Source organism: Acinetobacter calcoaceticus (genome assembly GCF_016508255.1).
GTDB classification, from domain to species: domain Bacteria; phylum Pseudomonadota; class Gammaproteobacteria; order Pseudomonadales; family Moraxellaceae; genus Acinetobacter; species Acinetobacter calcoaceticus_E.
The window spans coordinates 69,999-95,829 of sequence record NZ_JADVKT010000003.1; the positions used below are offsets into that span (position 1 = coordinate 69,999).

The 25,831-nt window shown below is 40.7% G+C and carries 16 protein-coding genes; 6 read left to right on the forward strand and 10 right to left on the reverse strand.

From position 1 onward, the window contains the following. Nucleotides 1–75: 75 nt before the first annotated feature. The 8 genes from I5515_RS08000 to I5515_RS08035 form a co-directional block, all read right to left on the reverse strand. Nucleotides 76–1,467 carry an AAA family ATPase gene (locus I5515_RS08000; protein WP_199965600.1) on the reverse strand — a complete coding sequence of 464 codons (1,392 nt, stop codon included), beginning with the start codon at nucleotides 1,465–1,467 and terminating at the stop codon, nucleotides 76–78. Between the two features lie 23 nt (nucleotides 1,468–1,490). Next, nucleotides 1,491–2,993: a UvrD-helicase domain-containing protein gene (locus I5515_RS08005; RefSeq protein ID WP_199965602.1), complete on the reverse strand. Its 1,503-nt coding sequence runs from the start codon at nucleotides 2,991–2,993 to the stop codon at nucleotides 1,491–1,493. Nucleotides 2,994–3,002: 9 nt separating this feature from the next. Beyond that, nucleotides 3,003–3,776 (reverse strand): bifunctional phosphoribosyl-AMP cyclohydrolase/phosphoribosyl-ATP diphosphatase HisIE, encoded by a 774-nt coding sequence (gene hisIE / locus I5515_RS08010; protein ID WP_199965604.1) that lies wholly within the window; start codon nucleotides 3,774–3,776, stop codon nucleotides 3,003–3,005. Between the two features lie 152 nt (nucleotides 3,777–3,928). Next, nucleotides 3,929–5,242: an FAD-dependent oxidoreductase gene (locus tag I5515_RS08015; protein ID WP_199965607.1), complete on the reverse strand. Its 1,314-nt coding sequence runs from the start codon at nucleotides 5,240–5,242 to the stop codon at nucleotides 3,929–3,931. 125 nt (nucleotides 5,243–5,367) lie between these two features. Next, a complete protein-coding gene (locus I5515_RS08020; RefSeq protein WP_199965609.1) occupies nucleotides 5,368–6,987 on the reverse strand; it encodes an ABC1 kinase family protein in 1,620 nt (539 codons plus the stop codon). 12 nt (nucleotides 6,988–6,999) lie between these two features. Then, nucleotides 7,000–7,668 (reverse strand): SCP2 domain-containing protein, encoded by a 669-nt coding sequence (locus I5515_RS08025; protein ID WP_199965611.1) that lies wholly within the window; start codon nucleotides 7,666–7,668, stop codon nucleotides 7,000–7,002. Between the two features lie 11 nt (nucleotides 7,669–7,679). Then, entirely contained in the window at nucleotides 7,680–8,627 is a 948-nt protein-coding gene (gene ubiE, locus I5515_RS08030; protein WP_199965613.1) for a bifunctional demethylmenaquinone methyltransferase/2-methoxy-6-polyprenyl-1,4-benzoquinol methylase UbiE, read from the reverse strand. A 147-nt stretch (nucleotides 8,628–8,774) separates the two neighbouring features. Beyond that, a complete protein-coding gene (locus tag I5515_RS08035; protein ID WP_199965615.1) occupies nucleotides 8,775–9,482 on the reverse strand; it encodes an FFLEELY motif protein in 708 nt (235 codons plus the stop codon). A 208-nt stretch (nucleotides 9,483–9,690) separates the two neighbouring features. On the opposite strand from I5515_RS08035, the gene I5515_RS08040 reads away from it, so the two are divergent. Beyond that, complete coding sequence (locus I5515_RS08040) at nucleotides 9,691–11,109, forward strand: phosphate--AMP phosphotransferase (protein ID WP_199965617.1); 1,419 nt, start codon at nucleotides 9,691–9,693, stop codon at nucleotides 11,107–11,109. Nucleotides 11,110–11,129: 20 nt separating this feature from the next. Here I5515_RS08040 and I5515_RS08045 read toward each other — a convergent pair whose 3' ends face one another. Then, nucleotides 11,130–11,636: a hypothetical protein gene (locus I5515_RS08045; protein WP_199965619.1), complete on the reverse strand. Its 507-nt coding sequence runs from the start codon at nucleotides 11,634–11,636 to the stop codon at nucleotides 11,130–11,132. Nucleotides 11,637–11,805: 169 nt separating this feature from the next. Here I5515_RS08045 and I5515_RS08050 point away from each other — a divergent pair, with 169 nt between their 5' ends. The 3 genes from I5515_RS08050 to recD all read left to right on the forward strand — a co-directional run bounded on the left by I5515_RS08050 (nucleotide 11,806) and on the right by recD (nucleotide 21,003). Further along, on the forward strand, nucleotides 11,806–15,441 hold the full coding sequence (locus tag I5515_RS08050; protein ID WP_199965621.1) for an exodeoxyribonuclease V subunit gamma: 3,636 nt from the start codon (nucleotides 11,806–11,808) through the stop codon (nucleotides 15,439–15,441). A 3-nt stretch (nucleotides 15,442–15,444) separates the two neighbouring features. Then, nucleotides 15,445–19,143, forward strand: a complete 3,699-nt coding sequence (locus tag I5515_RS08055) for a UvrD-helicase domain-containing protein (protein WP_199965623.1) — start codon at nucleotides 15,445–15,447, stop codon at nucleotides 19,141–19,143. A gap of 108 nt (nucleotides 19,144–19,251) precedes the next feature. Then, entirely contained in the window at nucleotides 19,252–21,003 is a 1,752-nt protein-coding gene (gene recD, locus I5515_RS08060; RefSeq protein ID WP_199965625.1) for an exodeoxyribonuclease V subunit alpha, read from the forward strand. Nucleotides 21,004–21,704: 701 nt separating this feature from the next. On the opposite strand, the gene I5515_RS08065 is transcribed toward recD, so the two are convergent. Beyond that, nucleotides 21,705–23,003 carry a serine hydrolase domain-containing protein gene (locus I5515_RS08065; RefSeq protein WP_199965627.1) on the reverse strand — a complete coding sequence of 433 codons (1,299 nt, stop codon included), beginning with the start codon at nucleotides 23,001–23,003 and terminating at the stop codon, nucleotides 21,705–21,707. Between the two features lie 210 nt (nucleotides 23,004–23,213). On the opposite strand from I5515_RS08065, the gene rpsO reads away from it, so the two are divergent. Both rpsO and pnp read left to right on the forward strand, forming a co-directional pair. Then, on the forward strand, nucleotides 23,214–23,483 hold the full coding sequence (gene rpsO, locus I5515_RS08070; protein ID WP_002114951.1) for a 30S ribosomal protein S15: 270 nt from the start codon (nucleotides 23,214–23,216) through the stop codon (nucleotides 23,481–23,483). Between the two features lie 258 nt (nucleotides 23,484–23,741). After that, complete coding sequence (gene pnp, locus I5515_RS08075) at nucleotides 23,742–25,829, forward strand: polyribonucleotide nucleotidyltransferase (RefSeq protein ID WP_199966067.1); 2,088 nt, start codon at nucleotides 23,742–23,744, stop codon at nucleotides 25,827–25,829. Nucleotides 25,830–25,831 lie beyond the last annotated feature (2 nt).

Here is a 25,831-nt window from a genome sequence, read left to right on the forward strand (position 1 = left end):
AACAATCTTGATCAAGCGTTATATTTTACAAGACTGTCTTTTATTATAAAAATAAAGCTAAATGTGGCGTGAAATTTAAACCGAAGGACTTTCTTCTGGCGTATCTCCAGCACGCATCATGCGTAATAATTCGTTTTTTTGTTGTTCATTTAAACCCTGAATTTGCTGAAATAAAACATCAACTTGTACTGGAAAGGGGATTGGATCTATTAAGCTGATTGGTTGTGTTTCGACGTGAGATGCTAAAGGTTCATTTCCTTGCAGCAATGTATAGATGCGTTCAAGCTGTTGCTGAGTGGTGTTAATGTCGAGTTTAGTCACTCTGCCATGTTCTAGTTTGAGACATTGATAGGCTGAGGCATGTTCAAGCAGTTCTTCACGACTTCCAGTTGCGATAATTTGTAAACGTGGAAATGCCTGATGGAGCCGATTCAAAATTTCTGAGCAGTGAAGTGAGTCGAGCTGTGCATCAATCTGATCAATCAATAAAATGCCTTCACCTTCAAGGCAAGGATTTAGGCTTAATGGATTGAGTAAACAGAGTCTACGGGCGACATCACCTACCAGTGCTATCCATGTTTTTACCGTGCTGGAAAGCTGCTGAAATGGTAGGGTCTGACCGTCATAGTCAACCATGAGTTGAAGTCTTGGTTGGTATTGCAAATATAAATCTTTGAGTTCTGGGAAAATAATATTTAATGCATTTTTTAGGGCATATAGATTAGGTGACGGAAGCTGTTTTGGTTGTTGTGATAGCTCTTTTTGAAGTTGATGTAATAATTCTGTCTGATTTTGTGGATCTGATTGTTTGGAAATAATACGTTGTACTACATATGCAGCTTGAGCATTTTCAATATCGCTAATTTCACGTAGCCATTCAAAAAAACGGGTAAACGTTGTAAATGGAACTGGGCTAATGTCATAAGCTGAAATGGACTGAGTAATCCCCGGCAAGTTTTTATTAAGCACATTGATATCATTTACAAATCGCTCGGCTGGGTAATAAGCAACCAAGGGTAGGCCTTGTAGCGGATCTTTCCTTGTGACTTGTTGATAGAGTGCGGTAGCCTGATCAAGTTGTTGAGTTTCGACCTGACTAATACCTATTCCACTTGCATTTAAAGTTTTAAACAGTTTCCAGCTACAAAGGGATGGGTCTGCTTGTTGTGCTGAGGTACTCTCTGGTAATTGTCCGAATTCTGGAGGAATTTGAATACTGACTTCTATTTTAGCCTGCAAACGAGAATAGGTAATATCCTGATCTGGCATAACAATGCCTGGGCTACGTAAGTCTTTAAAGCGTGCAGGAAACCATGTTAAGGCATGGTAAGTATGTTTTAACAACATACTTTTGCCAGTTGCTTGCTCGCCTAAAATTAAAGTAATCGGTTGTTTATCATATTGAAACTGTAGTTTTAGGTCATGAAATAGAGCAATATGTTTAAATTGGATAGATTCAAGTTTCATAGGCTCACCTAATTATGAGCGCTTCAACCAACCGACTGACGAAGACTTAAAGGCGCCCTTAGTTTTAATTGTTGTATCAGATCATAAAGATGATGAATATTTAGACTTACTTTAGCACGAGTACAGGCGACGTAAAGTAATCTTAACTCTTCATCTGTAATCTTATGTTCTAATCCATTAATTTTAAATTGATAGTCATCTTCAATATGAACGCGGTTCCATTCTAGCCCTTTGGCTTTGTGGGCTGTAGAGATGACATAGTCAGCTTGTTCAAGTGGTGTAATCTTTGCAAGTGCTTTTTTTAAGGGATCGGTACCGTGATCATCTACCAGTTTAACCAAAGGTTTAATGTCACTCCCTTCGTTGGTTTCACAGTACTCATGAACATCATGCCACGAATTAAACCATGCTAACTCGGGCACGTCAGTGACCCGTTTGCCTTGTTTTAAAAGGCTTGCAGCGTCTACAAAACGGTTTAACTTCTGATGGTCTGCTTGCAAACTCACTTTATCGCCGTGAACTAAACCTGCCAATAAAAGCTCCATTGCACGAGCATTGGTGCGGCATAAAATCGCATCACGCATTTTGGTGTGCGGTTTATTGACTACACTTGATTTCTGATTTGGGTTCCCAAGTAAAGGAACCGTCTCATTTAATGCGCCCAACAGTGAATTAGCAACATCGGCAATGGCTTCACCAAAACGAAAAGAAGTTGTTAAGCGAGATTCAGGTAGTGGTAATTGTTGCATAGCATTAATCGCACCACGCCACGCATAGATTTGCTGGTGTGCATCACCTACATAGATGACCTGCGTATTTTTTTGACGCAGTAAAATACCAAGCATTAAAGGGTCAGCATCTTGTGCTTCATCAAATAACACATAGTCAGTAGGAATGTTGGGTTCTGATAATGCCCAAAGTTTGAGATAAATATCGTGCCCAATACCCGCTTGATGGTTTTGGTCAATTGACTCTAGCCAGCGGCGTTCCACAGCGGGGTAAAGGTGATTTTGTAATTCGATAATGTCATCTGGATGTAGCCAGTTGGGTGCCTGAATGTGTCGAGGAGCAGGGTATTGCGAGCTAGTCGAACAAAAATAGCTGACAGCATTTGCAACAAGACTTGCTAAACGACTTGGCATTAAGACATATTTCTCGTAGCGTCCACCCATCATTCGACGTAGGGTAATGGGTTCTAGTCGATACTCTTTAGCAATAAAACTTGGGCTTAGTCGTGGTAGACGTAATTTGTCGGTTACACCGCGCGGCACACTACGAAATGCAAGTGAGTGAAACGTACGACAGTCCACATTACGATGAAATTTGTTTTGTGCTTCGCCAGCAATGGCTTTATTGAATGCCAAATACATACCACGTCTTTGTGGCATGGCATCACTAATCATTTGCAGGGTCGTGGTTTTACCTGTGCCAGCATAGGCAATCACTTTGAATGATTGCCCAAGACGTGCGTTGTCTATGGCAATTGCTTGCTCATAGGTAGCTTTAGGTTTTTCAATATTTGACACTGAGTGATTTTATACCTTGTTGCGGTTAGCTTTTTCAACTAAACCCGATAAACCTTGGCGACGAGCTAATTCGTCAATAATGACTTGTGGATTAATATCGAAATAACCCAACATCACAATAGTATGGAACCATAAATCTGCTGTTTCATAAACGAGATCGTTTAAGTGTGCTTCGGAATCTTGTGCTGCAAAATCTTTAGCCGCGATAATGGTTTCTACACTTTCTTCGCCAACTTTTTCTAAAATTTTATTGATGCCTTTTTTATAGAGGCTTGCAACATATGATGTATCTGCTTCAGCTTGCTTACGCTCTTGCATCAATTGACCTAAGTGAGCAAGTACGTCAACCTGCTCGGTGGTTTGAGCATGATCGTGTGCTTCTGTTTTAGCTTTTTCACCATAAATGGCAGTAGGGTCTTTTAATTGTGCATCGACAATTTCCCAGCCTTGCGGGGTGAGTTTGCGATAGAAGCAAGACTCACGACCAGTATGACATGCAATACCGCCATGTTGTTCAATTTGTAACACAATCACGTCAGCATCACAGTCCAGACGAATTTCAAAAACTGTTTGAAAATGGCCCGATTCTTCGCCTTTGTGCCAGAGTTTCTGACGAGAACGAGAGAAATAAACAGCCTGATTTTTTTCTGCTGTGAGCGCAAGTGCTTCACGGTTCATCCACGCCACCATCAAAATACGTCCGGTTTGATGATGTTGAGCAATGGCAGGGATAAGACCTTGTTCGTTAAATTTTACTTCATCGAGCCATTGCGTGTTATTCATGAGAAATCACCAAAGAAATGTTAACTATAATTGATTTAACTTAGATGCTAAAAATAGCTTGTATAGTGTACGGCATCAACGTCGCTTTGCGGAAAAATTCTTTGTCCTTTTTGTCTTTGTCGGCCTAATCAACAGCTTGTATCCTATTATTTTTAAGAGTCAGTTAGAGATTCACTTTTTACATTAAAAGCACTACTTTCTTTAGGCAATTGAGCCACTCGATCATAATCGAGTTGTTGGAATGGACCTGTCTTTAAGCCTGAAATCGTGATTGCCATTTCTTTTCGAAAATAGGGAATTTGATACATCCAAGGGAAAACTAAATCTCTTAAACCTCCAGCCCACCAATGGTCAGATTGATAAAGTGGCGTTAATAATCGGCTCAGAAATTGATAAAACTGAGTGGATGAGCGGCGAAGCTGGTGATAATGCTGCCAGAGTAGGGGCCAGTCAATATTCTGGTTCTTCTTGGCATGTTGCAATGATTGAGAAAAAGCCCAAGCATCCAATAATGCCATATTTGCACCTTGTCCTAACTGTGGACTCATCGCATGAGCTGCATCTCCAATCACACCAATTCGACCTTGGCCAAATTGAGTCATCACTACATCACGGTAGTTTGCAGATAACCATTTAGGTTGAGTTTGGTTGTCATATAAGATTTCTTTTAGCCATTCTGCAACTTTAGGCCAACGCGTTGAGACTTGTTTTAACCAAGCTTGTTTAGCCTGCTCATCTTGCAAAAAAGATTGCAATCGGGGAGTAGGTAGGCTCCAGAAGATACTTGAAAGACGTTGTTGAGGTTCTGTCGGAATGGCTCCCGTAGGAAGAATTCCCATCATAATTTTCGAGCGATCATAAAATTGATGCAGAATTTCAGAATCGAGTACTTGGCATTCAGGCACGATACTCCACGCAGCACCCCAAGGGTAGGCTTGATTAACTTTTACCCATGCTTTTGGTCGTAATTGACTACGAGCACCATTGGCAATAAGTACGGCATCAAAGCGAGTATCAAACTTTTGACTTTGATGAATTCCGAAGAGTCGAACTTCGTCATTATGATCTTCAAAGCTTTCAATGGAATGGTCCAGACACCAAGTAATCTGACTTGAATATTCACTAAGTTTTTGGGTGAGAACGTGGCATAAAGTGGCTCTGTGTATACCTAAACCGTATAGATTTGTAGATGCTTCTTGATAGTGACTGTTGACTAAAAGATGCTTGTTGGGAAGTTGTCCCTCTAAACCTGTTACTTTTGCACCCAATGGCAGCGCTTTATCGAGCACACCTAAATGTTCAAATACGGCTAAGCCCGCAGGTTGTAGTAATAAACCTGCACCTACTGGAGATAACTCATCAACTTGTTCAAAAATAGTAACGTTATTGCCCTCTCGCGCGAGCAAAATCGCAGTGGCTAAACCTGCGGTACCCGCACCGATAATCGCAAAATGAGGTGTTTTCATTGTTTGTTCTTTTGATGTATTTATGAATGCTAATTTAGCAATCAACGAATAGTTGATCTATAATTTTTTTGAAAATTAAAGTTTTCACATAAAAAAATCCCTTGCGTTTGCAAGGGATTTAAAACTTATTTCAATATGCGCCAAAGCGCTAATAAACTGCTTAGCACAATTAAAATAATAGAAACAAACCAAGGGCTAATAATTGCGATGGTGAGTAAAATCAGCATGCTACTACCGAACATCCAACTGCGGCGTTGTTGATGTTCCATTTGCAAACGAAGTTGCTGCATTTCACGTAACTGACGGTCTTGCCAAGCAGACTGATTTTTTAAACCATTTAAGCTATCAATAATTAAGCTTGGGAAATCTTGAGCACCTAAAAGCAGGTCAGGTAGTTGCTGTCCTAACTCTTTTATATTTTTGACTGGGTTCATGTTGGCCTTGACCCATTCAGTCAAAATTGGTTTTGCCAATTTCCAGATGTCGAGCTGCGGATAAAGATCGGTACCTAGACCTTCAACATGTACTAAAGTCTTTAGTAACAACATGAGCTGTGGTGGAATCTCTAAATGGAAGCGACGAGCAATATCCATCACTTGAATCAAGATGCCAGCAAAATCAAGTTGATCCATCGGTTTAGATACCATTGGTCCAACGGTGCGACGCATTTCACGCGATAGCGCATCTTGGTCTGTACCCGGTGGAATCCAGCCAGCTTGATGCACAATTTGAATGAGCTGCATAAAATTGCTGTTCATGACAGCAAGCAACATGCGGGCAATGGTCATCTGGTCATGCTTAGATAACTCACCCATAATCGCACAGTCCAGTGCGATAAAGCGTGGATTGCTTGGGTTAATTGTTTCTACAAAGACATTGCCGGGGTGCATGTCGGCATGGAAAAAGTTATCGCGGAATACTTGAGTAAAGAAAATGGTTAACCCTTTTTCTGCAAGTTGTGCGCGGTCCATCCCAAGACGGTCAAAGGTTGCCGTATCTGAAATAGGAACACCTGTAATGCGCTCTGCCACCATGACATCTTTCGTGTCCATGTAGACTTCAGGCACATACATCATGGTTGAGCCAGTAAAATAATGGCGCATACGACGGGTGTTGTCTGCTTCAATACTCAAGTCCAGCTCATTTAAAATAATCTGGCGGTAGTCTTGAATAATTTCAGAGAGATGTAAGGCACGAGCAGCTTCAAGGCGGCTTTCTAGTGTGTTGCCTAACCATGCCAAAATTTCAAAGTCTTGCAAAATTTGGTTGCGAATGTCGGGGCGAGTCACCTTAATAACGACTTCACGGCCATCGTGCAAAGCAGCAGTATGAACTTGTGCAATTGAAGCAGCAGCTAATGGCTGGTCATCAAATCGTGCAAACAAGGTATTTACGTCAGCTTTTAATGATTCTTGAATACGTTGTTTGGCAACATTGATATCAAAAGGTTTGACCTGATCTTGGAGTAAGACCAATTGAGCAAGTATTTCAGGTGGAATTAAATCACGTCGAGTTGACAGTAATTGTCCAAGCTTGATTGCAAGCGGCCCCATCTCTTCTAAAGCCTCTTTGAGCTTTAAAGGATTTTTACGTTCGCGACTAGACCATGCAGCTGGGTGCATTTTAATAACACTTAATGCACGTTGAGCTTTAACTGGTAATTCATCCGCAGGGAACAACGTATCGAGTCTATAGTGCGCTGCAATACGCCAAAGTTCGAGTAAACGTGAAACGTGCGGAATCATATACAGTCTTACCTAGTCTTGAGAGGGTTGTAGTTGTGTGTTGAGTTGCTGAAATCTTGCTTCTAGACGGTCAATGTCTTGATTAAGCTTGCGAGTTGCTTGAGTTAAATCATCCATTTCCCAACGAGGGGCAAATAGACCGCTATCTTCTTTTAATGCGTCTTCTGCGAAAAATAGATGACTTTGAAGAGAGCGTTTTAAATGTCTTGGTGCAAGTTGAATCTTGCCAATCTCGTGGGCGAGTTGGGGACCTACCCATCTTGATAAGTGCGCAGCTAAATCTGGTTCAGCTTGCTGCATAATCTTTTGAATATCCTGTAGCAGGTGATAATCACCTTGCAATGGGATATTGCCAATCTGATTTGGATCGCTGACCAATAATTTAATTAGTTCGACGACATCTTTAACATGCAAAGTTGCTGTTGCTTCAGAAATTTTGAATTGCACATCAAAAGGGCGTTGTTCAAAAATAGAAGGCTTTTCGCTGTGCCCTGTTGCAGTAGGTTCAAGACGTACTTTTTCTTGGTCAAAGAATACATCGACAGAAAGCTGCGGGCTATCAATCACAACACGCAACATTTTGCCCTGTAACTGATTAAGCTGAATGCGTGTAACCGCATCCAGATCGATCAGATGATGAATGATACGTTCGACTGCACCGAGTGCCAGAATCGACCACATATCGTTATCCCTTACAGTTTAAAGCCACGGTGAACAGCAACGATACCAGCAGTAAGGTTGTGATAGTCACAGTTCTGGAAGCCAGCATTTTCCATCATACCTTTTAAGGTGCGTTGGTCTGGATGCATACGAATTGATTCAGCCAAATATTTATAACTTTCTGAATCATTGGCAACTAATTTACCCATAATCGGTAACGCAGTGAATGAATAGAGGTCATAAAGTTTTGAGAATGGCTCAAATACAGGCTTAGAAAACTCAAGAATAAGTAAGCGACCACCTGGTTTCAACACACGGAACATAGAAGCAAGTGCTGCATCTTTATCTGTCACGTTACGTAAACCAAAACTAATGGTAAGTAGATCAAAACTGTTATCTGCAAAAGGTTCTAACGTTTCTGCATTGGCAAGTACGAAATCAACATTGGTACAACCTGCGTCAATTAGACGGTCGCGACCAACATTAAGCATAGATTCGTTAATGTCTGAAAGTACCACATGGCCTTGAGGACCAACTTCACGGCTAAATACTTTTGCTAAGTCGCCTGTACCACCCGCAATATCTAATACGTGTTGACCACGGCGGACACCTGACATGTTAATTGCAAAACGTTTCCACAAACGGTGAATACCAAATGACATCAAGTCATTCATGAGGTCATATTTGCTTGCAACCGAGTGGAATACTTCTGCAACTTTTTGAGCTTTATCTTCAGTTTTAACAGTTGAGAAACCAAAGTGTGTGGTTTCACCTATGTTGCCAGTATTGCTAGCGCCACGTGGTAAATTGTATTTTGGTACAGAACCATTCACAGGTGTATCTGTTAAGGTTTGTTGTAAAGTTTGTTGTTGCCCTTGAGGGGTACCTTGCGGTAAAGGTGAGCTTAGGAATGGGCTAACTTTGTCTGAACTTTGTGCCTGCTCAGTTGGAGATGTTGGCTTTTGGTTTTCGTTAGACATATTGTCTCTCCTAGACTCAAACTCAAGTGAAACGGAATAAGTTCTGCATGATGACAGATTTTGTCTATTTTTACAGGCATCATCATGCAAATATAATGAATAAAATCTCAACTTCGTTGGGTTGAGTTTTTCTATGTGCCGACCTTATCACACTCTAAACGGATTGGGATGCCCTGAATGTACATTTTCAATAATCTGGCGTTCTTTTTCAGTAAAAGTCTTAATAAAGGCTTCGGCAGATTTTAACGGTTTCATCGCGCTAAAACCATCTTGAATAAAATCATACATCAATTCGAACTGATATTTTTGGGCAATACCTTTACACATTTTAAAGGCAGTAAACATCATAAATGAGCGCATGTATTTATCGAGTGCTGTGCCTAAGTCATCTAGCAAAGCGAGTTGTTGATAACGGGCTTCTGCCTGATCAAGTTTGGTTAAGGTTAAGCCCATGATTTCATCGGTTAATACCGTATCAGCTGGATAATCCTCAAGAAGCTGTATCGCCACTTGTTCATCAAGCTGAGTGGCAAGAACAGCTAAACTGACTGATTTAGTTCCAGTTTTAATGGCATTGTCAGGCAATACTTTTTCAGCTTTATGTGCATATTTCAATAGGCGTTCAATTTGTGCTGCAAGGGCATCAAACTCTGGACCACCATATAAACGATTTAAAAAATACTGTGCCATGAGTTTATGTTCAGGCAAGTTGAAAAATTCATGATGTGTATCTTTCATCCGCTCTTTTAACCATGTTTGTACATCTTGCAAACGTTGGGCAAGCACTGGATTATCGTGATAATTAAATGTTTTATATTGTTGTAAAAGTTCGTCAAAAGCAGCGAGTTTAGACATGTAAGACTCTAATATTGGGCTATTTACAAAAAATCATAAGAGGCATTGTAACCTTGTACTATGGCGAGAAGATGTAAAAAAAATGATTTATGCGTCAATTTTTAGATGGAATTTGGTCGCAATGACATAATTTGTATAGCAATTCATCATTTAAGCGCATAAGTTAAATATCAGCGAAATTAACAATAAATGATTAGAGCCGTGCACTATGAGTGAACAACAACCAAAATTTGAAATTCGAGATGAAGAACAGCTTTCGGTCGATTTGATTGAAGCACAATATGCTTTAAAAGAAAGCCGAGGAAAGCCGAATGCTAAAAGCACACTCATTTTAATGAGTGGTATTGAACTGGCAGGTAAAGGGGAAGCAGTTAAGCAGCTCCGTGAGTGGTTAGACCCTAGATATCTACGAGTAAAAGCAGATGCACCACGTGTGCTGACAGATACAGAAGCATTTTGGCAGTCTTATTCGGAGTTTATTCCTACCGAAGGTCAAATTGTGGTGATGTTTGGCAATTGGTATAGCGATTTGCTTGTTACAGCAACGCATGTGTCTGAACCTTTAGATGAGGCACGCTTTGATGCTTACGTTGAAAATATGCGGGCATTTGAGCAAGACTTAAAAAATAACTATGTTGATGTGGTCAAAGTCTGGTTCGACCTTTCATGGAAGTCACTACAAAAACGGTTAGATAAAATTGATCCGTCAGAACAACACTGGCATAAACTCCACGGCCTAGACTGGCGTAATAAAAAACAATATGACACTTTGCAAAAGTTACGCCGTCGTTTTACCGATGATTGGTACATTATTGATGGGGAAGATGAAAAACAACGTGATCAATTTTTTGCTCAATATCTTTTGCAACACATGCGCCAGCTTCCTGAACATGAAACTGAAGTCAAAGGAAAATGGCAACAGGCTAAAATTCCAGAAGGTCTATTAAAACCTTCTAATGAGCCACTTGAAAAAACTGAATATAAAAAAGAACTCGATAAATTGAGTAAAAGAATTGCTGATGCCATGCGTTTTGATAAACGAAACGTGGTGATTGCTTTTGAGGGAATGGATGCGTCTGGTAAAGGAGGGGCAATTAAGCGAATTGTCAAAAACCTAGACCCGCGTGAATATGATATTCACTGTATTGGTGCGCCTGAACGCTTTGAAGCACGTCATCCTTATTTATGGCGTTTCTGGAACCGTATTAATGAGGCTGAAAAAATTACGATCTTTGATCGGACATGGTATGGGCGCGTACTCGTAGAACGTGTTGAAGGTTTTGCTTCGCCTCTAGAGTGGCAACGGGCCTATGATGAAATTAACCGCTTTGAAAAAGACTTGTTTGAGAGTCAAACCATTGTGGTCAAAATTTGGTTGGCGATTAGTAAAGATGAGCAAGAACAGCGTTTTAAAGCTAGAGAAGAGACACCGCATAAACGTTTTAAAATTACCGCAGAAGATTGGCGTAATCGTGATAAGTGGAGCGATTATTTAAAAGCGGCCGCAGATATGTTTGAGCGAACCAGTACGGAATATGCACCTTGGTATATTGTAGCGACTGATGACAAATATACGGCACGTTTAGAAGTGTTAAAGGCGGTATTAAAACAGCTGAGAGCAGACTAAGCTCTCAGCCAAGACAAGTATTAATTTACAATGTTACTACGGCTTTTTTGCTGAATACGATTAGCAAGGTTATAACTGTCATTTAGATGAGTTTCTGCTATTTTTTTCATCATGAAATAGCCTAAACTTGCTGCTACAACTTGTCCGCCCAATGGTATGAATTTGGTGACCTGTTTCGTTACGATTTTGCCAAAAAAGCCATTAAATGTTTTTTTAACAGTAGTGCGTGCCACGACAAAGCCTGAAAATTCAAAACCACGTTTACGTAATTCATCCCAGTGAATTGTTTTGGTTTTTGGGTCGTAGACACTAACGTGTTCAGGGGCTAAACCAAAACGGGAATTGATATCTGGAATCAGGTGCGACAAAATTCCTAAATCGATGACCACGTCAAAAAAAGGAATTGGTACAATTGCCGCTCCAGCTGAAACGTAAGCTCTTTTTTTGATGAGCACATGACACTCATCGCGAATTTGTTCCAGATTTAGGCTAGGATCAATATAGTCAGGAATCTTATCAATTTTCATCATGTTTACCTGTATGAGTTTCTTGATGGTGTCTTCAAAACCAAGTGTAAGCGACACCTAAAGTTAGATTATGCTGTGTTTAAACCAACGTGACATAGTCAGATTCAGTTGTATAGTAATGAATGTTTATGATTTTGTGCATAAATTATGCAAGCAGGATATGAAATAAATGGGGATTCACGTTATTCAAAGCCAACGTATTGATGTGTTGTTGCAAGGTGTATTGGCATCTACATTGCAACCTTCAGCACATCCGTTACAGGTTTTGAACACCCAACATTTTATTGTTCCGAGCCCTGCGGTAGAGCAGTGGCTGATACAAAAACTTGCAGAGCAGCAAGGCATGAGTGCTAACTACCAGTTTCATCAAAGGGTACGAGGTTTTCAGTGGTACGCTTACCAGCAAGTTTTAACTGCGCATAAAGAACAGGTTCGTAAAGCGAACATTCCGCGTTTAATTTTTAAATGGCGTGTTCATCAGGCTTTACACGAATTTATTCAACCTGACACTATTGGCATAGATACCTCACATCCTCTACATTCTATTGTTCAGCGCATTTATGACAGTGCAGATCGGCTTGAACATGGCATAGAGAAACAGCTTAAAAAGCAAAAAATGTTGTATTGGGTGGCTGAGCAGGTCGCCGATTTATTTAGCAACTATATGATTTATCGTGGGCAATGCCAGCGTGGTTGTGAAAATAGCTGTACGTGTCCAGAAAACTGGTTGGCTACTTGGGGGCAAGGGCGAGCACTTGATATTGAAAAATATATTGTGCAAAAAGACGCGGAGGTTACTGCTTTTGCATTGCATCAAACTCAAGAGCTAGAACGTTGGCAGCGTTGGCTATGGCAGCAGCATTTTCATGATGATTTTTTGCAGATGCAGCAAATTGATGCGTTGTTTTGGCAAGAGCTAGAACATCCCGACCATGGTAAAAGAGCGATCTCAAGACTACCTAGTCAGGTGGTGGTTTTTACCTTGCTTGATTTACCACCAAGTCAGTTACAGTTTTTGCATCGCTTAGGGCAATACGTTGATGTGCTGATTTTGCACTATAACCCTTCACAAGAATATTGGGCAGATAGTGTCGATCCACTCTGGAAACAGCGTTATGACTTAGGGGTGAAAGAGCGATTTATTGCAAAAAATCCAAAGGCAACTGATGCTGAAATTGCCGATTTTTTTGATAAATTTACACTTAATTTTAATGCGGAAGCGCGTGAGTCCAGACATCCACTTTTAACCCGATTGGGTAAACAAGCCCGAGACCATTTCTCGTTACTCTCAAATTTATCTACGGGTGAAGAAGGTAAATGGGTTGATGCTTTTGTGGATGATTTCCCTGAAAGTTTACTTGGCAAAGTTCAGTCAGATATTTTACATCTGGTTGAGCCGCAACCTAAGCAATATGCGCTTGCTCCACATGATGACTCTATTCAGATTCATGTTTGCCATTCGACTTTACGTCAACTTGAAGTATTAAAAGAACAATTGATTTACTGGTTGGCTCAAACGAATGAGCAACCAAGGCGTCCCAACGATATTCTTGTATTGGTCCCTAATTTAGCCGATATAGAACCTTTAATTCGAAGTGTATTTCCAGCTACTGCTACCGAACACGGTGTGCATTTACCTGTGAAAATAGCAGGCGTTGCATCACTTGATGCATTAAATGCTTGGCGCGCTGTGATTGGCCGCATTCAACTGATGCAGGGACGTTTTACGCTAGATGATTTTGCAGACTGGTTAAACCTGCACGCGACCCAACAACGTTACGAACTTGAATATAATCAGGTTGAGCGAATGTTAACTTTACTTGCTGATGCTGGATTTAAACGAGGACTCGATGCAGAGCATCTTAAATATAGTCTGTGCGAAGGTGATGATGATTACCGATATAGCTTTAAATTCGCTTTAGAACGCTTGGCACTTGGCATTGCTGTGCCTGTGCATGCCACATTTAATCAGGTTTTGAGTTATGCAAAAGTTCAGTCAGGTGACTTTGAGTTAATCGGTACACTCATTCAGATTTATCAAGATTTGAATGAACGCCGTGATTGGTTAACCATGCATGAGCAAGGGCAGGTCTATACAGTTGAGCATTGGCTTCAAGTGTTGTCAAAAGATATTGTTGAATTTGAGCAGGTTGGAGTTGCTGCTTTAAAAGCTGTTCGGGAAGTCGTAAAAAAACAAGAACGAATGTTAACGCTCGCAAGTTATTACGCAGAGACCGAAACAGGAACCTTGCGCAAAATTACTTTGCCTTTACCTTATATTATTGAAGAAATTCAAAGAACTTTGGAAAATCAAAGTGCGCAGGCCGAACCAACTGGACAGATTACTTTTGCTCAGATTGGACAAATTCGACCATTACCCTATCGTTTAATGGTGATGCTAAACCTAGATGTAGGACAGTTTCCAAATCGTGATACGCATGTTCCATTTGATTTGATGGATGCATTGCGTCAGCAGTTAGGCGACCGTTCTCGCCTTGAAGATGACCAAGGTGCTTTTTTAGATGCTTTATTATTGGCACAAGAAAGTTTATGGCTGTTTTATAACGGTTTTGATGTAAATGATGGTGAAGTAAGAGAACCTTCGAGCATTCTTCAAGAGTTCAAAGAGCATCTTGCCTTTATTGTAAAACCTGAATTAGATGAACCTGAGCATGTCTTGCTTGAGGGAATTGAAGTCCCATCTCAATTAAAACAGTTATATCACTTGCATCATTTACAGCCATTTGACCCTAAAGGCTTTATGGCTGAAAACAGCTATATTCGTTACCAAGATCACTGGTTTAAGGTGGCCTCACAAATTCAACAGGGGGCAGGCGTTCGCCAACCTTGGGCGAATACGACCTATCCGCTGCAAGTGCCTGACATGTTGGTCTTAGATAGCCAACAATGGATACAGGATGTGACATTTCCAGCACGCTTGTATTTGAAAACCTTAGGGGTTGAGAACTTAGGTAGTGTTGGGTTACTTGATCAAAATGAACCCTTGTTGCTCGATGGTCTAGGGCGCTATGCAATTCGGCATTTTTTACAACAGTCTGATCAACAAACACAACCTGACGTCTTGCTTGATCAATTACCTGTCGGCAAAGTCAAATACAGCGCATGGCAGCAAGGTGTTTTTGAGCAAGAATGTTTGCTTGAACGGCTTCATCATTATGCGCCTGCAGTAACCGAAGCGACCCAGCGAGTCTGGCGCATTGCCAAACAACTCCATATGAATATTACTGTGCCAAAGTCTGAAATTCAGGATTGGGTCAGCATGGAACCATCGAGTGCGAGGGCAAAAAGACGCGCTAAAGTTTGGTTAGAGTACCTGCTGTGGTTGGCCTACCTTAATGAAGGAAGTGCTGGTGCTGAAAAAAGACGTATTGTCGTTTTTAGCGATCAAACCGTTATTTGTAGTGGTGTGAGTTCTGAGCAGGCACGTCACTATTTACAACCGTGGTTTAAAATTTGGCGTCATGCACAACAACAGCCATTAGTGTTACCTGCAGCCTTGTTGTTAAAGCCGCTTGAAAAAGCTAAAGCTTATCAATGGGACATGGCAGCTCAAACAGAAAAAACAAAACTGGATGAGAAGAGCTATGTCGAGCTGTTAAAATACTGGAATGAAACAGGGTCATTTACCACCATGGATATGACTCAAAATGAAGCCTGTAAGTTGCATCGAGACTGGAGCTTCATTTTACAAGAGCAAGATGCACAAGCTTTGCTTCAACATGCTTGTGATGAGTTTGCTTATGATCTGTACCATCCAGTTTTTCAATTTCAACATTCGGAGTAAGACATGAACTCAAGAGTACAGGTGTCTTATCAACCTATTATTGATATTGAATTTAATGGTTTGCATTTAATTGAAGCTTCAGCAGGTACAGGGAAAACTTATACTCTATCGAGCTTGATGGTCCGTATTTTTCTTGAAAAGTACTTGCCGAGACAAGTCATTGCAACAACATTTACCCGTGCAGCAGCAGCCGAGTTAAAAAGTCGTATTCGTGCCCGTTTGGTCGAAACGTATCGATACTTAGAGACCAAACGCAGTTTTACAGAACATGAATTATTCACGCAGGCAGAGCAAGAGCCTGACCTATTACTCCAACATATTTTAAAGACTTTTGCGACACGCATTGCCTATGCGTGCGAGCGTTTAAAATTGGTCATCGATCAGTTGGACGAGCTATTTGTTGGGACACTCGATAGCTTTAGCCAAAAACTATTACGCGAATTTGCTTTTGAGAGTGGCAAAATTGAACGTGCGCAAATTACCGATGATGCTAAAACTTATAGCCGGCAATTGATTCATGATGTGTTGCGTGAATGGATACAGTCTCAACCTCAGACCGTGATTGATGCTTTATATCTTGCTGGTGAACTCAAGAGTGTTGATGGTTTTGTCAAACTTGTCGAAGACTCACTTAACTTTAGTTCGGCTCATTTTAAGCTTCCCGAAAAACCTACTCTTCAATTTGAACAACTTGCCCAGCTCAAACAGCTAGCGACAGAAATTGATATCAGCCTTTTAGAGCACTATTACCAGCTCGATGGCGAACACTATAAGCATGTAAGTGGTACGGTATTTCGGAATGGTGCTTTTAATAAGCTATTTAGTGAATGTTTACCACAGCTTCTGCAAGTTTTAACGCAAAGCGATAGCATTTTGGTTTTTGATGGGTCTTTGACAGCACAGCGTGAACTTGTGTTTAAGTTTTTAGGCCAAATTGCTGATCAGAAAGTTTTCAAGAAATGTCCCGCCGAGATTTCAGATGGATTCTATCAACACAACACAATTCAGCAGATACAACAATTATTTGGGGTACTCAAAAACTATGCTGAGCAGTTCGATCAGCTCCATATTTATTTAAAAGCCTATTTATGTGTTGAAGTTAAAAAACGTTTACCACAGGTTTTACAAAATAAAGGTGAAACCACCTTTTCTCAGCAAATTCGTACACTTTCTGAAGCTTTAAAAGGTGAGCAGGGGCAACGTTTTGCAGTGTTTGTACAGGCTCGTTATCCCTTAATTTTGGTTGATGAGTTTCAAGACACAAACCAAGACCAAGATGACATGCTTGCGAGCATTTGGCGTCACCCGCAGCGTTACCAAAAAGGTTGCATGATTATGGTGGGTGACCGTAAGCAGGCGATTTACGGTTTCCGAGGTGGGGATATGCTCACCTTCTTAAATGCCTATCAAGATATTCAAGCCAAACATGGGCGTGAATATAAATTGATTCATAACCACCGTTCGGTAGCCGATTTGGTTGAAGTCGTCGATGCTCTATTTCAGCGGCAAATCGACTTTGGTGAACAAGTCCAATATGACCCAATTCGGGCAGGGACTCGGCCACATCCTGTTCTGGTCGACCAAAGCCAACCTAATCCACATCCTTTACGCTGGTTAATGCTCAAAGACAAAGAAACTGAAGCACAGCAAGTTGCGTGGAAGATTCGTGATTTACTTAATCGGTCTCATGCTGGGCAGCTCTATTTTCAAAAAGGGTCGCAGACCCAGACATTGGGTGAAGATGATATTGCAGTCTTGTCACGTAATCATGATGGACTGGATAAAGTTCAATATGAATTAGAACGTTTAGGAATACGCGTTAATCGACCTTCAAAACGAAGTGTTTTTGATTGTGCAATTGCGCAAGATGTTGGCGCTTTACTGACAGCCATACTTCACCCTTACGATGAGGCAAAAGTGAAGCGGGCTTTAATTAGTCGTCTGTTTGCACTGGACTTAAAACAATTACTGCAACTTGAACAAACAGCCGAAGGGTTAAGCCAGTTTATGACTGGTTTTGACAGTGTTCGAGAGTTATGGGCAGCTCAGGGCTTTTTAGTCGCATGGCAACAATGTTTAAGCCAATTTGATATCTGGCAAAATTTGGTGGCCGCTCAAAGCAAAGATAACGAACGGGGCGTGGTGAACTTACGCCATTTGACTGAGCTTTTGAGTCAACATAGTGAAAAATATCAAGGAGCGCAGAACCTCTATCATTGGTATCTCAAACAGCTAGGTTCTCCTCTTGACCGTGATTGGGAGTTAGAACGTAAATTGTCTAGTGAAGCTGGCGTTCAGCTCATGACAATTCACCAGTCAAAAGGGCTGGAATTTAAGATTGTATTTTTATTAGGTGCAGACAAACCTTTTCGGGAAAATAATAAGACGCTGAATTTTTCGACTCAAGATGTAACTCCTCCAGACTCAACTCAAACTTTAACTCAACGCGTCGTTGCAATTGCTGACAAGACACATTTGAGTGAGCTCGAGCTTAAACAACATGAAGAGCGGGCTTTAGCTGAACAGAACCGCCTTTGGTATGTAGCCCTAACGCGAGCGAGCCATCGTGTTTATGCACTTTTACAAGATACTGATGGTAAATCGGTTTCAGGCTTGGCTTTTTGGAAAAATAGAGCAGAGCCTTTTCAGCATCATTGTTGTGCAGATGAAATGATTTTGGAGCAGCTGCCTCAAGCAGTTCATTTAAGTAAACAGACAAATGTTATTGAAATACAGGCGCAAAATTTCCCTGAACAACGCTTCTATTCACGTGGGAAAACCAGTTTTAGTTATCTGGCACAACATTTAAAACATAAGGTCGGGACAGATTTATTAGCGAATCAGAGTGACGATGCTGTATTGGCAGAGGATGAACTCGATCTGGTTAATAATACTGAAGTACCAAGTGCCCAGCCAATTGACTGGATCAAGAGTAACTTTCCACGAGGAACGCTTGCAGGTAATTTCCTGCATGAAATTTTTGAGCATATCGATTTTCAATGTTCAGATGACTGGATCATCGAAATACGCCGTCGTTTTAAAAATGATTACAGCAGTTTGTGGCAAGATTTATTAATCAAATATCAAGAAAATTTCCCTGAACAACAAGATGCCGAGCATCTGCTCTATCAGTCAGTGGCTCAGTGGTTACGAGATGTTTTGCAGACCCCGTTATATCAAGGTTTTCAGTTAAACCAGCTTCAACCAGAAGAGTACTTATCTGAATTTCCTTTCTATTTGGCCTTGTCTGATCGTGTGCTTGCCATGAAACGTATTCAACAGCTTTTTGCTGAATATGGAATGGATATGCCGGAGTTACTTGAAGCTCGTTCAGCACGTTACTTAAATGGTTCTATCGACTTGGTATATTTTGATGGACAGCGCTATCACATTGCCGATTATAAAAGTAATTACTTAGGAGAAGACCTTGCTGACTATGGGCGCGACAGCATTGCACAAAGCATGTCTTTAGCAAGCTACTGGTTACAAGCAGGACTCTACTTGGTGGCATTGCACCGCTATTTGCAAGTCAAAATGCAGAACTATCAAATTGAGCAACACTTAGGTGGAGCAACTTATCTTTATTTACGCGGTATGAATGGTGAAGCGGAGCAAGGGTATTATTATTGGCAACCTAGCATTGAGTTTATTCTGCGTCTTGATGCCATTTTAGGGTATTTTGCTGAGGATAAAATTGCATGAAAAATGCTGATAAAGTATGTAATTTGAATATTAACAAATATTTGGCATGTGGATAAGCCTGTCTATAACCATGTGGACAAGCGTGTGGAAAACTAGGTGGATAAGTGTGTGGACAATCTAAATAGCTCTGAACAAGCCGATTTAAGCTGGTTAACAACGTGGAGTAACTTCTTAAATCAGGCCCCATTTACTGAGCAATCACAAGTGCCAGAAGCCACTTCCTATTTGCAACAGCTTATTGAAGCGAGCTTACAAGGCGATAGCTGTATCGATGTCAGTCCTGAGCAAATTGCTGCACTTGGACAACTTGTAATATCTGCTGAACAGGCGACATCTCAGATTGCTCCTTGTGTCTACGATCAGCAGGGGTTGGCATTATACCGATATTGGCACCTAGAGCAACGCCTAGCAGAACAAATTTGTCGATTAAAGCAACAATTAATTCAACCTGTGTCTTGTGAAGATTATTTGGGGTTGCTTACAGACTCTCATCAACAGGCTGCTTTGCAAATGGTGGCTCGGCAGAGCCTAAGTATCATTACAGGTGGGCCGGGTACAGGTAAAACTTATACACTTGCGCGTATTATTGCTGTACTTGGACAAGCAATCCCAAATATTCGTGTTGCAATGGCTGCGCCAACAGGTAAAGCAGCACAGCGCATGCAAGAAGCCTTACAAAACTCATTTAATGACCCTAAATTGCTTGAGTCTGGGTTAATTAATGAAGAGCTAAAAAATCAGGGTACCCAAACAATCCATCGTTTATTGGGAATGGGACATGGACAGATTCCTAGGTTTCATCAAAAACAGCCTCTTCCTTATGATGTCATTGTTGTAGATGAAGCTTCCATGCTCGATTTAAATCTGGCAACGCTACTATTTGAAGCGGTTCCCGAATCTTGCCGAATTATTTTACTAGGAGATGCTAATCAGCTTGCTTCGGTTGATGTTGGTGCAGTTCTGGCTGATTTACAGCAAATACAGGCACTAGCCGACAACAGGGTAGAATTAAAAACCAGTCGCCGTTTTGCCGAAGGTGCTTTAATTGGACAGGTTGCACGATTTATTCAGGCACAAGACGACCAACAAAATCATATAGAGGTTTTGCAACGGTTTGAAATTGATATTGTTCAGGTTTCCGATTTAAAATCTATTCCTTTACAAAACGATATGCCAGATGTGGTGCAACTTGAATATTTGCCAGAAAACACCCGAGCAGAAGGCGATATTTACTATCAGAAACTGATGTTAGGTTTTCAAGGATATGTGCGGAGTTTAAAAAACTATTTACAAGAAGAACGCTCAATTGAACAAGTGCAGAAAGTGGTAAAAGCATTTGATGACTACCGGATTTTAACAGCAGTTCGTCATGGCCCATTTGGATTGCAGCAATTGAACCAATATGCCCAGCGGTGGTTACAGCAACAACTTTCAATAGTAACTATCGGAGGGTGGTATGTAGGTCATCCAGTAATGATGACCTATAACGATTATCAACTTGGTATTTCAAATGGTGACATTGGTTTATGCTTTGAACATAGAACCCAACCACAGCAGTTTGAAGTGTACTTTCCAAGTTTAAATAAATGGGTAGCTGCAAATCGATTACCTAAAAGTATCCAAAGCGCATTCGCATTAACTATTCACAAATCGCAAGGGTCTGAATTTACTCATACTGCTGTCGTTCTTGATCAAGCTGCAAAGAATTTATTAAGCCAAGAGTTAATTTACACTGCGATTACACGAGCAAAAAAAGTAGTGAGTCTTTTGGTTCATCCAGAGGCTTTATTGCAGGCCTTTACAGTCCGTACTACACGGAAAAGTGGTTTAGTTCAAAAAGTTAATCGATTAGTTCGTTAAGCCAAACTTAATATTTCTACATTTGTAAGAAAAAGCTTACATAGATTCGAGATATTTGCTGCTAGAGTACACCCCACGTTTTTGAGATTATAAACGCACAACGAGCTTGGCACGGAATGTCGAGCAAAATCGCACAATAATAATAACTTAAGTCGAGAGACTGCGAACTTACAATGAAGTAGGTGTATAAAGAGGAAACTTACAGCCGCTAAGCCTTGTAGTTTTGGGAGAGACTACAGGGCTTTTTTATATTTAGTTCTTAACCAGTTCTCAAAAAATATCGAAATAAGCGTAGTTTTAACCCTTTATTTACGATGTTTTCTTTTAAAAATTTATATCAATAATATCAATATATTTATCTGTAATATGATTTCTAAATAGGCATTTTTCCTGTGAATTGTTAAGTTAAATGTTATACAGAACTGTACGTTAAATGTTAATTAGAGTTACATGCTAAATATTAGACAGACCTGTACGTTTTTGCTTACATGATGATAAGAAAAATACTACTTTTCTTCATAATTAGATGTGACACAATACATCACATAAGGAGATAGAAATAAAAACAACGGAAGTGAGTTAAAACAATAAGAAGGATGTGACTAGCATCTCACCAACGATAATAAAAACAGAAATAACACGATAAACAAAAACTACAGCGCAAAAACCCAAGCAGAAATGCTTGGGTTTTTTATTTGCTTTTATACTAAGTTCGTTTCATGAGAATCGCTACCAAACAAAGATCGGCGCTGATCTCTAGGAATGCGTGGGCATTGAGTTGAAATCTGATAAAGCACCTTGGCTAAAGCCGGAAGGTGTGTTCCCACCACAGATTTGCCTGTTGTTAACAGAGACACACTAATATCTCTTTCAGGGTCGGCCCAACATAAAATATTTGAGAATCCTAAATGACCAAAGGCTTGCCCCGTCATGGGGCCAAATAAACCAACTGGGTTGCTACCTAACATTGGCCCTAAGGCATAACGCATTGGAATTAATAAAGTACGATCAATGTTAACGCCTGTGGTCGGCAATGTGGCTCTGAAAATCGTTTTCTCGCTGAAGATTTGCTGACCGCCATAATTTCCCCCACTTAAAAGCATTTCAAAGAAACGTCCAGCTTGTTCCGCACTCGTATAGATATTTCCAGCAGGGCAAATTGTGTCCATAAAACGGCTATCGTTAGTGACATCGACTGCAAGTTGTAATCCTCCACCTAATACATGGTTTAGGTAGTGATCTGTACCAAGGCGAGGGTGCAATCCCGTTGCACAGTTTAGGGCAACTTCTGAGCGATATTCTGGTTTTAAACCGTAATTGAAATAAGGCATTCCCATCGGTTTTTCGATAGTCTCATGTACAAATTCACGTAAATCTTGCCCCGTCACCCGCTCAATCACTTCTCCTAAAATATAGCCTGCCGTAACAGCATGATAGGCAAGATGGTTACCAGCAGGAGACACAGGCTTGGCAGCATATAAACGTTTTAAAATTTCATCTTTATCAAATAGTAGTTCGGGCGTGACATCACCATTAATATAGGGAATGCCGCCACGGTGTGCTAATAGATGAAAGATAGTCGCACGGCGCTTACCGTTAACACCATATTCCGGAATATAGTAGCTCACAGGATCAAGCAAATTGATTTCGCCTTTTTCATCTAGTAGATGAATTAGCATGGCAGTGATCATCTTTGATGCTGAGAACAGGCAAACGGGCGTATCTGGCGTTGCAATCAATGCATTCTCTTGTAGTCCTGCCGGAGAGTTCCCTTGAGCATATCCAATGCTTCTGTTCAGCAAAATTTTACCTTGTCTACGTAAGCAGAAGGTAATGAGTGGATAATTTCCGGTTTTATATAGTGCTTCTATACTGTTCCAGATTTTTTGAATCTGGCGTTCAGTCATTCCACCCTGTTCAGCAGCAACTTCATCTTGGCGACGAATAACTTGCTCAATATTGTCCGGTACTGGACAAGTGTTGGTTGAAAAAATTTTCACACGTCCCTCGCGCTTCTTTCTTTTTATTCAAAGGTAGTGTGCAGGGTTAATATGCTCGTGTCAGTGTCTAAAATGACAAGTTACTGAAAACAATTTTGCAATCCACCTATAGATACCTTAAAATAGACAACTTGCTGTAGTGATGCACGGCAGTCAGTTGCCTCAACTGATTCATATCGTTAACTTTTTTAAGCATCTCGGAGAAATCGAATGGCTTTAACTAATGCAGACCGCGCAGAGATCATTGCTAAATTTGCTCGCGCTGAAAATGACACTGGTTCACCAGAAGTACAAGTAGCTTTATTGACTGCTCAAATCAATGATTTACAAGGTCACTTTAAAGCTCACAAACACGACCATCACAGCCGTCGTGGTTTGATTCGTATGGTTAACCAACGTCGTAAATTGCTTGACTATTTAAATGGTAAAGACCACGGTCGTTACACTGCTTTGATCGGTGCTTTAGGTTTACGTCGTTAATTCGATTTTCACTTTGTTTTCGCTATTTCGCATGTCGCAATGCTTTATCGCTGAAAAGAGAGTTTCACTTAATTTTAGGTTAAGTGATGTTTAGAAGGGGCGCTTGTGCGCTCCTTCTTTGCGTTTAATATTATTTAAAATTTTTGGCCTAGTGTGATGGCTTCTAAGCTTTGTCATTTATCTACCAATAGTTGTAGTCTGAATGCCAAACCTTAGGGGTCTCACTAGAATAAAATTAGGAAAATACAATACATGTCAATGTTTAATATCGTTCGTAAAGAATTCCAATATGGTCAACACACTGTTGTTTTAGAAACAGGTCGTGTTGCACGTCAAGCAAATACTGTTTTAGTTACAATGGGCGGCGTAACTGTTTTAGTTGCAGTTGTTGCTCAACCAAAAGCAAAAGCGGGTCAAGACTTCTTCCCGTTAACAGTAAACTACCAAGAAAAACAATATGCTGCGGGTCGTATCCCAGGTGGTTATGGTAAACGTGAAGGTCGTCAGTCTGAAGCTGAAACTTTAATTTCACGTCTTATTGACCGTCCAATCCGTCCATTGTTCCCAGAAGGTTTCTATAACGAAATCCAAGTGACAGCGACTGTTGTTTCTTCTGATAAGACTATGGATGCTGACATTGCTGCAATGATCGGTGCTTCTGCTGCAATGTCAATTGCGGCTGTTCCATTCCGTGGTCCAATTGCAGGCGCACGTGTTGGTTTAATCAACGGCGAATACATTCTTAACCCGAACTTTGAACAGTTGAAAGAAAGTGATCTTGATCTTGTAGTTGCGGGTACTGAATCTGCGGTACTGATGGTTGAATCTGAAGCGAAAGAACTTTCAGAAGACCAAATGTTAGGTGCTGTACTTTTCGGTCATGACGAAATGCAAATTGCTGTTCAAGCAATTAAAGAATTTGCTGCTGCTGCTGGTGCAGTTGAATCAACTTGGGTTGCTCCAAGCAAAAACGAAGCTCTTCTTGAGCAATTAAAAGCAGCTTTTGAAGCTAAAATTTCTGAAGCATATACAATTGCAGTTAAACAAGATCGTTATGCAGCTCTTGATGCTCTTTATGCAGAAGCTGTAGCTCAGTTCGTTCCTGAAAATGACGAAACTGGTATTGCTGACGAAGTAAACGAATTATTTGAAGACCTTAAATACCGTACAGTACGTGACAACATCTTGTCAGGTAAACCACGTATTGATGGCCGTGATACTAAAACTGTTCGTGGTATCGACGTTCAAGTTGGTGTATTAGACCGTGCTCACGGTTCTGCATTATTTACACGTGGTGAAACTCAAGCGTTGGTAACAACAACTTTGGGTAATACTCGTGATGCACTAATGGTTGATACATTGTCAGGTACTAAAACTGACAATTTCATGTTGCACTACAACTTCCCTGCATACTCTGTAGGTGAAACAGGTCGTGAATCTGGTCCTAAGCGTCGTGAAATTGGTCATGGTCGTTTGGCGCGTCGTGGTGTTCAAGCAGTTCTTCCTGCTGCTGACCGCTTCCCGTATGTGATTCGTATTGTATCTGACATTACTGAATCTAACGGTTCATCTTCAATGGCTTCTGTATGTGGTGCATCATTATCACTTATGGATGCGGGTGTTCCACTTAAAGCACCAGTTGCGGGTATCGCAATGGGCTTAGTGAAAGAAGGTGAGCGTTTTGCAGTACTTTCTGACATCTTAGGTGATGAAGATCACTTAGGTGATATGGACTTTAAAGTAGCAGGTTCTGCAAACGGTATTACTGCACTTCAAATGGACATCAAGATTGAAGGTATTACTGAAGAAATTATGGAAGCTGCATTAAACCAAGCATTTGCTGGTCGTATGCATATCCTTAATGAAATGAATAAAGTGATTTCACGTGCTCGTCCTGAAATCAGCGCTCATGCACCGACATTTGAAGTCATTAACATCAATCCAGACAAGATCCGTGATGTTATTGGTAAAGGTGGTGCAACGATTCGTGCCATTACAGAAGAGACCAAGGCTGCGATTGATATCGAAGACAATGGTACAGTTCGCGTATTTGGTGAAACTAAAGCTGCTGCTCGTGCTGCGATTGCAAAAATTCAAGCACTTACTGCTGAAGTTGAACCAGGTAAGATCTATGACGGTAAAGTAATCCGTATTGTAGAATTCGGTGCGTTTGTAAACATCATGCCGGGTACTGATGGTCTTCTTCACATTTCGCAAATTTCAAATGAACGTATTGCGAACGTAACTGATGTTCTTAAAGAAGGTCAGGAAGTGAAAGTACAAGTTGCTGATGTTGATAATCGTGGTCGTATTAAATTGACTATGAAAGACATTGAGCAAGCATAATT

Coding starts and splice junctions, on each gene's coding strand:
- I5515_RS08000 (WP_199965600.1), bottom strand. CDS start 1,467: ATGAAACTTGAATCTATCCAATTTAAACATATTGCTCTATTTCATGAC.
- hisIE (WP_199965604.1), bottom strand. CDS start 3,776: ATGAATAACACGCAATGGCTCGATGAAGTAAAATTTAACGAACAAGGT.
- I5515_RS08015 (WP_199965607.1), bottom strand. CDS start 5,242: ATGAAAACACCTCATTTTGCGATTATCGGTGCGGGTACCGCAGGTTTA.
- I5515_RS08020 (WP_199965609.1), bottom strand. CDS start 6,987: ATGATTCCGCACGTTTCACGTTTACTCGAACTTTGGCGTATTGCAGCG.
- I5515_RS08025 (WP_199965611.1), bottom strand. CDS start 7,668: ATGTGGTCGATTCTGGCACTCGGTGCAGTCGAACGTATCATTCATCAT.
- ubiE (WP_199965613.1), bottom strand. CDS start 8,627: ATGTCTAACGAAAACCAAAAGCCAACATCTCCAACTGAGCAGGCACAA.
- I5515_RS08035 (WP_199965615.1), bottom strand. CDS start 9,482: ATGTCTAAACTCGCTGCTTTTGACGAACTTTTACAACAATATAAAACA.
- I5515_RS08040 (WP_199965617.1), top strand. CDS start 9,691: ATGAGTGAACAACAACCAAAATTTGAAATTCGAGATGAAGAACAGCTT.
- I5515_RS08045 (WP_199965619.1), bottom strand. CDS start 11,636: ATGAAAATTGATAAGATTCCTGACTATATTGATCCTAGCCTAAATCTG.
- I5515_RS08050 (WP_199965621.1), top strand. CDS start 11,806: ATGGGGATTCACGTTATTCAAAGCCAACGTATTGATGTGTTGTTGCAA.
- I5515_RS08055 (WP_199965623.1), top strand. CDS start 15,445: ATGAACTCAAGAGTACAGGTGTCTTATCAACCTATTATTGATATTGAA.
- rpsO (WP_002114951.1), top strand. CDS start 23,214: ATGGCTTTAACTAATGCAGACCGCGCAGAGATCATTGCTAAATTTGCT.
- pnp (WP_199966067.1), top strand. CDS start 23,742: ATGTTTAATATCGTTCGTAAAGAATTCCAATATGGTCAACACACTGTT.